At 74.5% G+C, this 12,831-nt stretch carries 9 protein-coding genes; 5 read left to right on the top strand and 4 right to left on the bottom strand.

The annotated features are described in order from the left end of the window. Positions 1-295 precede the first annotated feature (295 nt). Positions 296-1,831, bottom strand: a complete 1,536-nt coding sequence (locus AB0G32_RS09235; RefSeq protein ID WP_361160429.1) for an aromatic amino acid ammonia-lyase — start codon at positions 1,829-1,831, stop codon at positions 296-298. A gap of 63 nt (positions 1,832-1,894) precedes the next feature. On the opposite strand from AB0G32_RS09235, the gene AB0G32_RS09230 reads away from it, so the two are divergent. Genes AB0G32_RS09230 through AB0G32_RS09215 form a run of 4 tightly spaced genes read left to right on the top strand, consistent with a single transcriptional unit; the run spans position 1,895 to position 7,171 of the window. Next, positions 1,895-3,469, top strand: coding sequence for an NAD(P)-binding domain-containing protein (locus AB0G32_RS09230; RefSeq protein ID WP_361160426.1), 1,575 nt, complete (start codon positions 1,895-1,897; stop codon positions 3,467-3,469). Then, positions 3,466-4,524 carry an alpha-hydroxy acid oxidase gene (locus tag AB0G32_RS09225; protein ID WP_361160423.1) on the top strand — a complete coding sequence of 353 codons (1,059 nt, stop codon included), beginning with the start codon at positions 3,466-3,468 and terminating at the stop codon, positions 4,522-4,524. Before AB0G32_RS09230 ends, AB0G32_RS09225 begins: the two co-directional genes overlap by 4 nt. Continuing rightward, complete coding sequence (locus AB0G32_RS09220) at positions 4,521-5,894, top strand: cytochrome P450 (protein ID WP_361160421.1); 1,374 nt, start codon at positions 4,521-4,523, stop codon at positions 5,892-5,894. Before AB0G32_RS09225 ends, AB0G32_RS09220 begins: the two co-directional genes overlap by 4 nt. Beyond that, complete coding sequence (locus tag AB0G32_RS09215; RefSeq protein ID WP_361160419.1) at positions 5,891-7,171, top strand: cation:proton antiporter; 1,281 nt, start codon at positions 5,891-5,893, stop codon at positions 7,169-7,171. The genes AB0G32_RS09220 and AB0G32_RS09215 overlap by 4 nt, the downstream gene beginning before the upstream one ends. A gap of 61 nt (positions 7,172-7,232) precedes the next feature. On the opposite strand, the gene AB0G32_RS09210 is transcribed toward AB0G32_RS09215, so the two are convergent. The 3 genes from AB0G32_RS09210 to AB0G32_RS09200 are packed head-to-tail and all read right to left on the bottom strand — an operon-like array spanning position 7,233 to position 11,154. After that, positions 7,233-8,675: a fatty acid--CoA ligase family protein gene (locus AB0G32_RS09210; RefSeq protein WP_361160417.1), complete on the bottom strand. Its 1,443-nt coding sequence runs from the start codon at positions 8,673-8,675 to the stop codon at positions 7,233-7,235. Then, positions 8,668-10,212: an FAD-dependent oxidoreductase gene (locus AB0G32_RS09205; protein WP_361160415.1), complete on the bottom strand. Its 1,545-nt coding sequence runs from the start codon at positions 10,210-10,212 to the stop codon at positions 8,668-8,670. Before AB0G32_RS09205 ends, AB0G32_RS09210 begins: the two co-directional genes overlap by 8 nt. 24 nt (positions 10,213-10,236) lie before the next feature. Continuing rightward, the gene (locus tag AB0G32_RS09200) at positions 10,237-11,154 is read right to left on the bottom strand and encodes a helix-turn-helix domain-containing protein (RefSeq protein WP_361160413.1); all 918 of its coding nucleotides are present in this window, start codon (positions 11,152-11,154) and stop codon (positions 10,237-10,239) included. A 231-nt stretch (positions 11,155-11,385) separates the two neighbouring features. Here AB0G32_RS09200 and AB0G32_RS09195 point away from each other — a divergent pair, with 231 nt between their 5' ends. Then, the gene (locus AB0G32_RS09195; protein WP_361160410.1) at positions 11,386-12,825 is read left to right on the top strand and encodes an MFS transporter; all 1,440 of its coding nucleotides are present in this window, start codon (positions 11,386-11,388) and stop codon (positions 12,823-12,825) included. Positions 12,826-12,831: the final 6 nt, after the last annotated feature.

The raw sequence follows: 12,831 nt of genomic DNA, 5'->3' as shown, positions 1-12,831 counted from the left end.
GCAAGTGGTGGCCCGCGCGTCCCTGCCCGCCGGACGGTCCCGGACGACCGGGACAGCCGGGACAGCCGGGACAGCCGGGACAGCCGGGACAGCCGGGACAGCCGGAGCGACTGGAGCGACTGGAGCGACTGGAGCGACTGGAGCGACGGCCGGAACGATCCACGGCGGCCGGAAGGCGCCACCGGCCACCCACCGGCCACCCACCGGCCACCCGCCCGGACCCGGCGTCCGCGGTCCCGGCCGGGCACGCTGAGCGGCGGCCGGCCGCCAGCCGCGCACGGCGGCTCACATCGGCTCACGGCAGCTCACGGGTTAGCAGCACCCGCGCCGCGGCCCGCACGTCCGTGTCCAGCGGGCGGTCCGGATCGACCGGCGGGACCGTCTTCGCGAGGGCGTCCAGGAGTTCGCCGCACCGGGGCGCGGTGGGCCGGCGGGCGCCGACGTGGACGGCCTGGCGCAGGCCGAGCCCGAGCGAGCCGCACAGCAGACCGAGCAGTTCGGCCATGTCGTAGGAGCGCAGGGCGGCCTGGGTGCCGAACGGGACGACATCCTGGTTGTGCAGGTTGGTCGGCAGGCTCTGCATGGCGGCCGGGGCGGCGTTGCGCCGGATCTCCGCGACGAACGCGGTGGTCGCCAACTGCACGCCCTGGAGGCCGTGCTGGGCGCCGGGCACGGTGGCGAGCATGGGCGGCAGGCCGCCGTTGCGGGCCGGGTCCACCAGCAGGTCCAGTTGGCGTTCGGCGAGGTTGCCGAGCTGGGCGGTGACGGAGGCGAGCAGGTCGGCGGCGAACGCGGCGGGCTGGCCGAAGAAGTTGCCGCCGTGCACCACCCGCGCCGCGCCGTCCGCTCCGTCACCGTCGGCGTCACCGTCACCGTCGCCGTCGCCGTCGGGGAAGAACAGCGGGTTGTCGCTGATCCCGCCGAGGTCGGCGGCGACCACGCCGTCGACGTAGGCGAGGGCGTCCTCGGCCGCGCCGAGCAGTTGCGGGGCGCAGCGCAGGCTGTACGGCTCCTGGAGCGGCCGGGTGCCGGCGGGCACCACGCCGGTCAGCAGGTGCCGCATCCGGGTGCCGACGGCCGCCGCGCCGGGGTGGCCGTAGGCGCGCAGCAGGCCGGCGTCGAGGAAGCCGGGGTCGCAGCCGAGGAGGTCGGCGAGCAGGCAGGTCAGGTCGGTGAGCGCGCGGTGCGCGGCGCGGACTGTGTCGCGGGCCAGGGCGAGGGCGGCGGTGGTGACGGAGGTGCCGTTGACCAGGGCCAGCGCGTCGCGGCCGTCCAGGGCGAGCGGGGTCAGTCCGGCGGCGGTCAGCGCGTCGGCGGCGGGCAGCCTGCGGCCGTCCAGATGGGCGTGGCCCCGGCCGCGCAGCGCCTGGGTGGCGTAGGCGAGCGGGATCAGGTCGCCGCTGGCGCCGACGGAGCCGTAGCGCGGGACGGCGGGCGCGAAGGTGGTGGCGAACATCGCGGCGAGCCGGTCGACGACCTCGGCGGACACCCCGGAGTACCCCTGGGCCAGCGACCAGGTGCGCACCAGCAGCGCGGCGCGGGTGATGTCGTACGGCAGGTCCGGGCCCTGCCCCGCGCCGAGGTGGGCCAGCGTGTTGTCGCACTGGTCGGCCTCGTCGGCGCGGCCCGGGAAGCCGACGAGGGCGCCGAAGCCGGTGGTGGCGCCGTAGACCGGGCCGCCCTGCCGCAGGGCACGGAAGCGGCGCCGGCCGCGCTCGACGCGGACCCGGGCCGGGCCGTCCACGACGACGGTGAGCGGAGCCGCCGCGCGGCGCAGGGCGGCGGCGTCCAGGGGGCCGGTGAGCGGGACGGATTCCGCGGTGGTCAGCACGGACCGAAAACCTAGGCGGGCAATCTCAGAGCCCTCTGAAATGAGCTGGATAGCTTCCGGGCCATGGCGCACGACTACCTGATCATCGGAGCGGGGCCCGCGGGACTGCAACTCGCCGCCGCCCTGGAACGTGACGGTGCGGACTACGTCGTCCTGGAACGCGGCAGCGGTCCCGGCACGTTCTTCGAGCGGTTTCCCCGGCACCGCACCCTCATCTCGACCAACAAGGTGCACACCGGTTACGACGATCCGGAGCTGCGGCTGCGGATGGACTGGAACTCGCTCCTGAGCGACGATCCCGAGCTGCTGTTCACCCGGTACAGCGCACGCTACTTCCCGCCGGCCGACGAGATGGTCCGCTATCTGACGGACTTCGCCGCCCGCACCGGGGTGCGTGTGCGGTACGGCACCGAGGTGGCGCGGATCTCCCGGGACCCGGACGGCTTCACCGTGGCGGACGGGGGCGGCGGGACCTGGCGGGCGCGGCGGGTGGTGGTCGCCACCGGAGTGTCCCGGCCAAACGTGCCGGACCTCCCCGGTGTCGAACTGGCCGAGCGGTACGACTCGTTCGACCCCGACCCGGAGTCCTTCACCGACCAGCGGGTGCTGATCATCGGACGGGGCAACTCGGCCTTCGAGACCGCCGACAGCCTGATGGAGCACGCGGCCGTCATCCACGTGGTCGGTTCGGGTTCGCTGCCGCTGGCCTGGCGCACGCACTACGTCGGGCATCTGCGGGCGGTGAACAACAACTTCCTCGACAGCTACCAGCTCAAGTCGCAGAACGCGCTGCTCGACGGCCGGGTGCTGTCGATCCGGCGGGCGGCGGACGGTTTCCATGTGCCGGTCGCCTTCGAGCGGGCCGACGACGTGGTCAAGGAGATCCGCTACGACCGGGTGATCGTCGCCACCGGCTTCCGGCTCGACACCTCGGTCTTCGACGAGAGCTGCGTCCCGGACCTGACGGTGAACGGCCGGTTCCCGGCGCTGTCGGCCGTCGGCGAGTCGGTCAACGTGCCCGGTCTGTACTTCGCCGGGACGCTGATGCAGGGCCGGGACTTCAAGAAGGCCACCACCGGCTTCATCCACGGCTTCCGCTACACGGTCCGCGCCCTGCACCGGGCGCTGCGCCGGCGCTACGACGGCGAGCCCTGGCCGGCGACCGGGCTGGGCACCGACCCGGAGCGGGCCGTCGAGGAGATCATCACCCGGGTCAACCGGTCCTCCGCGCTGTGGCAGCAGTTCGGCGTCCTCGGTGACGTCCTGCTGCTCGCCCCGGACGGCACCTGGCGGTACGCCGAGGAGGTCCCGGTCGGCCATGTGCCGGACGCGGTGGCCGCCGGGGATCTGGGGGAAGCGGCGGCGTACGCGGTGATCACCCTGGAGTACGGGGAGCACCACGACCGGGTCGACCCCTTCGACGTCACGGCGGGCCGCAAGTCCCAGCAGGACGTGGCGGGTCTGGACGGCCGGTATCTGCATCCCGTCGTGCGCTGGTACCGGGACGGCGCGTTCGTCGACGCGTACCACCTCACGGAGAACCTGGAGAACGAGTGGGACAGCGAGAAGTTCCACCGCGCCCCGCTGCGGGCGTTTCTGCGGGACCGGTGCGATCCGGCCGCCCCGGTGGCGCCGTGATCCTTGGCGGCCTGCACGACAAGGCGCGGCAGTCGCTGGATCCCGCCCACTACGACTACGTGGCGGGCGGGGCGGGCGAGGAACGTGTCCTCGCCGACAACGAGTCGGCCTTCGACCGGTACGCCCTGCTGCCCCGGGTGCTGCGCGGCGGCGCGGAGCGGGACACCGCCGTGGATCTGCCGGGGGCCCCGCGGTCGTCGCCGGTGCTCGTGGCGCCGACCGCGTTCCACCGGCTGCTGCATCCGGACGGCGAGCGGGCCACCGCCCGGGCCGCCGCGGCCGAGGGCGCGGTCCTGGTGACCGGGACGGCCTCGACCACGGCGGTCGCCGAGGTCACCGCGGCGGCCGGGGCCGGGCCGGTGTGGTTCCAGCTGTACCCGCACCCGCGCCGCGAGGTCGTCCGGGCCCTGGCCGGGCGGGCCGAGGCGGCCGGCTGCACGGCGCTGGTGGTGACGGTCGACTCCCCCGTCTTCGGCCGGCACACCCGGGACCTGCGGCACGGCTTCACCGACCTGCCGCCGGGCTACGCGGCGGAGAACATGCGCGGCCTGCCCGGCGCCCCGCCCGGCGCGCTCACCGACATCCCGATGTCCCCGGCGGTGTCCTGGCAGGACCTCGACGACCTCGTCCGGCACACCGCGCTGCCCGTGCTGCTCAAGGGTGTGCTGCACCCGGCCGACGCCCGGCTGGCCGTGGCGCACGGCGCGGCCGGGGTGGTCGTCTCCAACCACGGGGGCCGGCAGTCGGACGCCGTCCCGGCGGCCCTGGACTGTCTGCCCTCGGTCGTCGCGGCCGTGGCGGGCCGGGTGCCGGTGCTGCTGGACGGCGGCGTCCGCCGGGGCAGCGACATCGCCGTGGCGCTCGCGCTGGGCGCGACGGCGGTCGGCGTGGGCCGCCCGGTGGTGTGGGGGCTGGCCGCCGAGGGCGAGGCCGGGGTGCGGCGGGTGCTGGCGGGGCTGCGCGACGAGTACGACCACACCCTCGCGCTGTGCGGCGGGCGCCGGAACACCGATCTGACGAAGGACATGGTCGTCCGGAGGGGCGGGACGTGGTGAACAGCGGGCCGAAGCGGGCCCCGGACCGGTCCTGGTGGCTGCCGCGGAGCGTGGTGGCGCTGCGGGTGCGGATCTTCGAGAAGGCCAACGGCGACCGGGCGCTGACCCTGCCCGACGCGCGGTACGGACCGGAGGTGTTCGAGCGGGTCTACGCCCACCCGGCGGCCGGCGGCCGCAGTGCCGGGGCCGGACTGTCCGACCTGTTCTGGTACTGGCTGGCGCCCGGTCCTGAGGTGCACCAGGAGCACCTGGAGGCCGGCGAGCGCTACGAGGAGGTGGCCGCGACGACGCGGCGCATCCTGGCCGGCGGCTCGGGGGCCCTCGCGGCGGCGGCCGGCCGGGCCGTCGGCGGCGTGCTGGACACGCTGCCCGACGACCGGATCAGCCTGGTACGGCTGCGGGACCTGGTGATGCCCGCCTGGGCCGAGTTCGCTTACGAACTGGTGTTCAAGGAGCCGTGTCCGCCGCGGGCCCGGGACCTGATCACCGCGCACGCCGACGACGTGATCAGCGCCCTGAAGTGCACCGGGCTGCGGCATCCGCGCCGCCGGGCACGGCTGACGGCGTATCTGCGCGAGCGGATCGCGGCCGGTGACGTGCCGCACCGGCTGCCCGCCGCCCTGTCGCTGCCGGAACAGGCGCACTACCTCCAGGGCACCTTCTTCAACACGGCCGTGGTGCAGCTCTCCGAGGCGACCGCGCACGTGCTGCTGGCCCTGGCCCGCCACCCCGGGGTGCAGCACCGGCTGTGGGCGGACCCCGGCGACGACCGGTACCTCACCCACGTACTCGACGAGACCATGCGGCTGTACCCGCTGTTCGGCATCGCGCACCGCATCACCACCGGCGAGATCCCGCTCGACGCGCGGACCGTGCTGCCGGCCGGTTCGGTGGTGTGCTTCAGCTATCCCGACTACCACGCCACCGGCTACGACCGTCCGACGGAGTTCGACCCGGACCGCTGGACGTCGCTGTCCGGCAAGGACGCCCACCACATCCCGTTCGGGGTGGCGGCCAACCGGCCCTGTCCCGCGTGGCGGCTGTCGCCGCTGGTGCTGCGGGCCGCGGTGCGGGAGGTACTGCGCCGCTACCGGCTCGACTCCACGGCCTCGCACACCCGGTCCAACCCGCACCGCGCGCCCTGTCTGCTGATCCCGCGCGGCCTGGACGCCGGGCCCCGGCTGGCGGTGCTGCGCGGGTTCGTACGGGCGCGGGACCGGGCGGAGGACGTCACCCGGGCCGTGCGGCAGCTGGTGCTGGGCACGGTCATGGTGCTGCACGCCCGGCGGCTGCGACTGGCCGGCCGCTATTTCGAGGAGCATCCGGCCGGGCGCTGCCCGGTCGCCCACCCGGAAGGAAACAGCAGATGAGCGCCACGGATCTGGCCCCCGCGTTCTTCCTCGCCGTCGTGGTCATCCTGATCGTCTGCCGGGCGGTGAGCCGGCTGCTGCAACTGGTCGGCCAGCCCCCGGTGGTCGGCGAGATGCTGGCCGGGGTGGTGCTGGGCCCCTCCGTGCTCGGCGCCCTGCTGCCCGGCGTGGAGTCGGGTCTCTTCCCGCAGGACCTGCGGCCGGTCCTCTACGTGGTGGGGCAGATCGGCCTGGTCGCCTTCATGTTCCACGTCGGCTGGGACTTCCGGGTGGACCGGCTGCGCGGGGTGGCCCGGCCCGCCGCGCTGGTCTCGGCGGCCGGGGTGGTGGTGCCGGTGCTGCTCGGCGTGCTGCTGATCGTGCTGGCCGGTGAGCGGACCGGCGCGATGGCCCCGGACGTGTCGCTGACGGTGTCGGCCCTGTTCGTCGGGGTCGCGCTGGCGGTGACGGCGTTCCCGATGCTGGCCCGGATCATCGCCGAGCAGAAACTGGCCGGCACCCGGCACGGATCGCTGTCGCTCGGCGCGGGCGCGGTCGACGACGCGGTCGCCTGGATCCTGCTGGCGGGCGTGTTCAGCATCGCCGGCGGCAGCGCCGGGCTGGTGTCGCTGGCCGTGGCCGGCGGATTCGGGCTCATCGTGATCCTGGCGGTGCTGGTCCGGCTGCGCGGCCGCACCGTGCTGCTCGCCGAGCGGGCGGCGCCGGAGAACCTGCTCCTGGTGCTGGTCGGCGTGTTGTTCCTGGTCGCCTGGTACGCGGACGAGATCGGGCTGTACGCGGTGTTCGGGGCGTTCAGCCTCGGCCTGGTCTTCCCGCGCTCGCCCGAGCTGGACCGCTCGGTGGAGACGATCGAACCGGTGGGCCGGGTGTTCCTGCCGCTGTTCTTCACCTACTCGGGACTGAACACGGACTTCACCCTGCTGGGCTCGGGCCCGGTGCTGCTGTTCACGGCCGGCTGCGTGCTGGTCGCGATCGCCGGGAAGTTCGGTGCCTGCTGGCTGGCCGCCCGGGCCTCCGGGGAGCCGAACCGGGTGGCGCTGCGGGTCGGGGCGCTGATGAACGCGCGGGGTCTGATGCAGCTGATCGCGCTCAACCTCGGCCTCGCGGCGGGCATCGTGACGCAGGCGATGTTCAGCGCGCTGGTGGTGGTGGCCATCGTCACCACTGTGATGGCGACGCCGCTGCTGGCGCTGATCGACCGGCGGGAGCGGGGCCGCGGGGAACGAGACGGCGACGGCCGTCCGCGGCCGGCGGCCGTCGTGGCCGAGAGTCACTGAACGCACGCGGCGAAGGCCCGGCCCCCTGGGGGGCCGGGCCCTTCCGTCCGCCGCCGCCTTGTCATCCCCGGCCGGCGAGCCGCCGCTTGTCGGGCTTGCCCGCCGGGGTGAGCGGCACCTCGTCGATGAGGGTGAGCCGGGTCGGCGCGCACGCCTCGCCCAGCCGTGCCGCCACCAGCTCCCGCAGTTCGCCGAGGCCGGGTCCGGGCCCGTCGGCGGGGACCACGAAGGCATGCACGGTCTCCCCGGTGCTGTCGTCGGGGACGGCGGTGACATACGCCTCGGCGACCGCCGGGTGGGTGGCCAGCAGCCGCTCCACCGGGCCGGCGTAGTACACGTTGGCGTTGACGATGATCACGTCGCGGGCCCGGCCGGTGAGCCACAGCCGTCCCTCGTCGTCGAGCCGGCCCAGGTCGCGGGTGCGGACCCAGCCGTCCGGGGTGAACACCTCGGCGGTCAGCTCGGGTTCGCGCCAGTAGCCGCTGCTCTGCGCCGGGGTGCGGACGAAGAGCTCGCTCTCGGTGCCGGGCGGGGCGGGGCGGCCGTCGGCGTCCCGGACCTCCAGGTCGACGGGCGGGACGCCCAGCGAACCGGGCTCGTCGGCGGGGGTGGCCATGGAGATCATGCCGGTCTCGGTCTGGCCGTAGCCGTGGAAGACGACCGGCCCGAGCACCTCGGCGGCCTCCCGCAGCCGCCCCGGTTCCAGCGGCGACCCGGAGACCATCAGCGCGCGCAGCGAGCCGAGGTCCACGGGTGCCTCCCGCTGGCCGGCCACCAGCTTGGCCAGCCGGGCGACGGTGATGACGCTCGCGGTGGCCCGGTGCCGGACGAAGGCGTCGGGGAAGGCGGGCGGGTCGGCGGTGACCAGGGTGCCGCCGGCCGCCAGGGAGAGCAGGCCGTACTCCATCATGACCTGGCTCGCCAGGGTGCCGAAGACCAGGAACCGGTCGAGGCGCCCGGCGAGTTCCCGGACCGCGGGCGGCCAGGCGTCGGGCTTCAGCGTCCAGGCCGCGGTCATCGCCGCGTAGCTCTGGGCGCAGGCCTTGGGCAGGCCGGTGCTGCCGCTGGTGTGCAGCAGCCGGGCGACGTCCCCGGGTCGGGCGGTGACCCGGGGCCGGACGCCGTCGTCCGGCGCCGACAGCAGGTCGTCGAGGGCGAGGACGGTCCCGGACGACGGGGTGTCCGGCGCGTCGGTGATCCGGTGGGTGACGTCGGTGAGGAGGTGGTCGCGCTGACGGTCGGTCAGGCCCGGCCGTACGCCGACCACGCGGGCGCCGACGGCATGGGCGGCGACGACCGCGGCGAACGCCTCGGGGCTGACGCCCAGCAGCAGCGCGACCCCGTCACCGGGACCGACGCCGCGCTGTCGCAGGCCGCTGGTCACGCGCCGTACCGACGCGAGGAGTTGGGCTCCGGTGACGGCCCGGTCCAGGTGCTCGAAGACCACGCGGTCGCCCGCCGCGTCGAGGAGGTCCAGTACGCAGCCGGGAAACTGCTCAGTCAAGGCACGCCTTCACGAACGAGGTCAGCGGCTGCTGGTGGACGGCCGGGATGTCCCAGTCGTTCTCCAGGTTCTCCGCGAGGTGGTGGGTGCCGTCCAGGACGCCGTCGCGGTAGTGGCGGACGACGGGGTGCAGGTAGACGGAGTCGGCGGCGTGCTCGACGTCGTTCTCGACGACGCGCGGGACGCTGACGTCGAACGGGTCGACGTCGTCGTGGCCGGGCCCGTACTCCAGGTCGACGGTGAACCGGTGCGCGGCGGCGCCGAGACCGCCGTCACTGACGTGGGCGAGCGGGACCTCTTCCTGGTACCGGGCCTCGTCGCCGTCCACGGTGACCACGTCGCCGAGGAACCCGAACTGCTGCCACAGTCCGGAGGAGCGGTTGACGCGGGCGACGAGGGCGTCGGCGACGGCCTCCGGGGTCGCGGGCAGCGTCCGGGCGGGCCAGGGGGTGTCGTGGTAGCGGGCGTCGAGGACGCGGCCGAGGGCCCGGACGCCGTAGCGGAAGCCGTGGATGAAGCCGTTGGTGCACTTCTTGAAGTCGCGCTGCTGGGTGAGTGTGCCGGCGAAGTAGAGGCCGGGGACGTTCACCGACTCGTAGGCGGAGGTCTGTTCGGGGAACCGGTCGTCGATGACGAGGGCGGGGCGGCAGGTGTCGTCGAAGACGCTCGCGTCGAAGCGGAAGCCGGCCGCCAGGATGATCCGGTCGTAGCGCAGTTCGCGCAGCTTCTCGACGGTGCGGGCGTAGCGGAACAGCACCCGGTAGCCGCCCTGCGGGGCCTTCTCGACGCTCTCCACAGTGCCGTCCAGGACGGCGTTCTGCGACTTGAGCTGGTAGCTGTCGAGGAAGTTGTTGTTCACCGCGCGCAGATGGCCGACGAAGTGGGTCTGCCATGCCATCTTCAGCGAGTGCGGGCCGGCCACGTGGATGACGGCCGCCTTCGCCATCAGTGACTCGGCGGTCTCGAAGGCGGAGTTTCCCTTGCCGACGACCAGCACCCGCTGGTTGGTGAAGGAGGCCGGGTCGGTCTCGAAGTCGTCGTAGCGTTCGGCGAGTTCGATGCCGGTGATGGGCGGTACGTTGAGGCGGGAGACGCCGGTCGCCACGACGATCCGGCGGGCCCGCCAGGTCCGTCCGGCGGCGTCCAGGACGGTGAAGACGCCGTCGGCACGGCGGACGCGGACGGCCTCGGTGCCGTATTCGACCCGCACGCCGGTCCGCTCGGCGTAGTCGGCGAGATAGCGCACGAAGTCGTCGGCGCGGGGGAAGTAGTCGTCGCTGTACCGGGTGAACAGCAGCTCCGGGTCGTCGCTGAGCAGCGAGTTCCAGTCCATCCGGAGGCGCAGCTCCGGGTCGCTGTAGCCGGTGTTGACCTTGTTGACGGATATCAGCTGCCGATGCCGGGGGAAGCGGGTGAAGAACGTTCCCGGGCCGTTTCCCCGCTCCAGGACGACGTAGTCGCGTCCGTCGCGTTCCAGGGAAGCGGCGAGCTGAAGTCCGGCCGGCCCGGCCCCGATGATCAGGTAATCGCGCACCATGCACGGGACGCTAGCGGCGCCACATCAGAAGGCTCTGAGATTGCCGGCCGGCTCCGGGTGGCCGGCCGGGGCGGGCACCGGGCGGGCGGCGGCGGACTCCAGGCGCAGCACGGCCGCCTCGTCCGGGGTGCCGGGCACCGCCTGGTAGACCACCATGCGCTGGCCGCCGGTCCGGGCCAGCCGCATGACCTCGTAGGTCAGCGTCATCAGGCCCGCCTTCGGGTGCCGGAACGTCTTCTGGCCGCCGCCGCGTTCGCAGACGTCGTAGCGCTCCCAGAGCCGGGCGAAGTCCGGCGACTTCACGACCAGTTCGCCGACGAGGGCGGTGAGCTCCGCCGACTCCGGGTCGGCGCCGGCGACCGCGCGCAGGTGCGCCACCGAGGAGGTGACGGTCGCCTCCCACGGCTCGTACAGGGTCCGGCCGACCGGGTGCAGGAAGAGGTAGCGGGTCAGGTTGCGCTGTTCCTCGGGCCACTCCCACAGGCCGGGCATCAGCCGCCGGGCCGGCGGGTTCGCGGCCAGCACCCGGTTGAAGCGGTTCACCACGTAGGCGGGCATCGGGCGGACCGACTCCAGCATCCGCAGGACCGAGTCGCGGACGGTGTGGTCGGAGGTGGCCGGCAGTTCGGAGCTCCGGCCGGAGGCCAGCTCGGCCAGTTCGTGCAGGCGTTCGTAGGCGTCGCCGCGCAGCCGCAGGGCGCGGCCGAGGGCGTCCACGACGGCGACGGACGGGTTGGTCTCCCGGCCGCGCTCCAGCCGGATGTAGTAGTCGACGCTCACCCCGGCCAGCGCGGCCAGTTCCTCGCGGCGCAGGCCGGGGGTGCGGCGCAGGCCCGCGCCGGCCGGGAGGCCGACGTCCTGCGGTCGTACCTGGGCCCGGCGGGCCTTGAGATACCGGCCGAGTTCGGTGCCCCGCGCGTCCCCTGTCCCTGCTGTCGCCATCCGCCCATTCTGACAGGCGGCCGGGGAGCGTGCGGGGCCGTGTCACTGCCTGGAACGCGGCACCTCCGGTACGGCGCGGTCTGCCGGGCGGCGGCGCGCGGGCCCAGAGTGGTCTGCGGAGCGGGCGGCCCGGCCGCCGGGGCCCAGGGGGTGCGCGGCACCGGACCGCGGCCCGGCGGCCGGTACCGCCCGCCCGTCCCGTCGCTGCCCTTCTCTTCGAGGAGTTCCGCCGTGCCCGCTCTCCGTCGCCGGTCCCCCGCCCACGGCTCCGTGCCGTCCGCGCCCATGCGCCACGCCGGGCGCGGTGGTCCGCCGGGGACGGACCGTCCGGTGGCGCGCGGCGCCCTCGCCCTGGTCGCGGGGCTGCTCGGCTTCACCGTGATCACCATCGACGTCTCGGCCGTGAACATCGCGCTGCCCGCGATCCAGGACTCCCTCAGCGGCGGGATGGCGGGGCTGCAGTGGGTGGTCGACGCGTACACCCTCACGTTCGCGGCGCTGATGCTGTCCGCCGGCGCCCTGGCCGACCGGATCGGTGCCCGCCGCGCCTACGCCTGGGGGGTGGCCCTGTTCACCGTCGCCTCCCTGGCCTGCGCGCTGGCCGGGAACATCGCGGTGCTGACCGGCGCGCGGGTGGCGCAGGGCGGTGCGGCGGCGATCGTGCTGCCGGCCTCGCTGGCGCTGATCCGGCACGCCTACGACGACGCCCGGGCCCGGGCCCGCGCCATCGCCCTGTGGACGGTCGGCGGGTCGGTGGCGATGGCGGCGGGTCCGGTGCTGGGCGGGCTGCTCACCGACACGGCCGGCTGGCGGGCGGTGTTCCTGCTGAACCTGCCGGTCGGCGCGGTGATCCTGGGCCTGCTGATCCGGGTGCCCGGCTCGCCGCGCCGGCCCGCCGCGCTGGACGGCGCCGGGCAGCTCACGGCCGTACTGGCCCTGGCCTCCCTGGCGTTCGCGGTGATCGAGGGCGGGCACCGGGGCTGGACCAGCGTCCCGGTGCTGGCGGCCGCGGTGCTCGCCGTCGCCGCCGGATACGCCTTCTGGGCGGTGGAGCGCCTCCAGCGGCGGCCGATGGTGCCGCTGGACCTGCTGACCGACCGCCGGGTCGCCGTCCCGCTCGCGGTCGGCTTCGCCGTCAACGCCGCCTTCTACGGCGGGATATTCCTCCTCGGGCTGTACTACCAGCAGGTGCGCGGCATGTCGGGGACGGTGGCCGGGCTGATGTTCGTGCCCATGTCGGCGCTGGTGACGGCGACCAACCTGGTCTCGCCGCGGCTGGCCGAGCGGATCGGGCGGCGGCCGGTGATCGTGGCCGGGCAACTGGTGTTCGTCGGCGCGATGCTGGCGCTGCTGCCGCTGGCCGCGCGCACCCCGGTGTGGCTGGTGCTGGTGCTGCTGGTGCCGTTGAGTGTCGGCGGGGCGCTGGTGGTGCCCGCGCTGACCGCGCTGCTGATGGACGCCGTGCCGGGGGCCCGGGCGGGGACGGCGTCGGGGCTGCTCAACTCGCTGCGGCAGACCGGCGGCGCGCTCGCCGTCGCCGTGTTCGGCAGTCTGCTCGCCGCGCCGGACGGCGGCTTCTCGCTGCCGGGCATGCGGACCGGTCTGCTGCTCGTCGCCGCCCTGCTGCTGGCCACCGCGGTACTGTCCCGGCTCGCACTGCCCCGGGAGTGACCCGGC

It is taken from the genome of Streptomyces sp. NPDC023723 (assembly GCF_040639815.1).
GTDB lineage: Bacteria > Actinomycetota > Actinomycetes > Streptomycetales > Streptomycetaceae > Streptomyces.
This window is presented reverse-complemented; position numbering and strand designations above follow the sequence as displayed.

Excerpts from the sequence above, each read along its gene's own strand:
- AB0G32_RS09230 (WP_361160426.1), top strand. The coding sequence starts at position 1,895 with ATGGCGCACGACTACCTGATCATCGGAGCGGGGCCCGCGGGACTGCAA.
- AB0G32_RS09215 (WP_361160419.1), top strand. The coding sequence starts at position 5,891 with ATGAGCGCCACGGATCTGGCCCCCGCGTTCTTCCTCGCCGTCGTGGTC.
- AB0G32_RS09205 (WP_361160415.1), bottom strand. The coding sequence starts at position 10,212 with ATGGTGCGCGATTACCTGATCATCGGGGCCGGGCCGGCCGGACTTCAG.
- AB0G32_RS09200 (WP_361160413.1), bottom strand. The coding sequence starts at position 11,154 with ATGGCGACAGCAGGGACAGGGGACGCGCGGGGCACCGAACTCGGCCGG.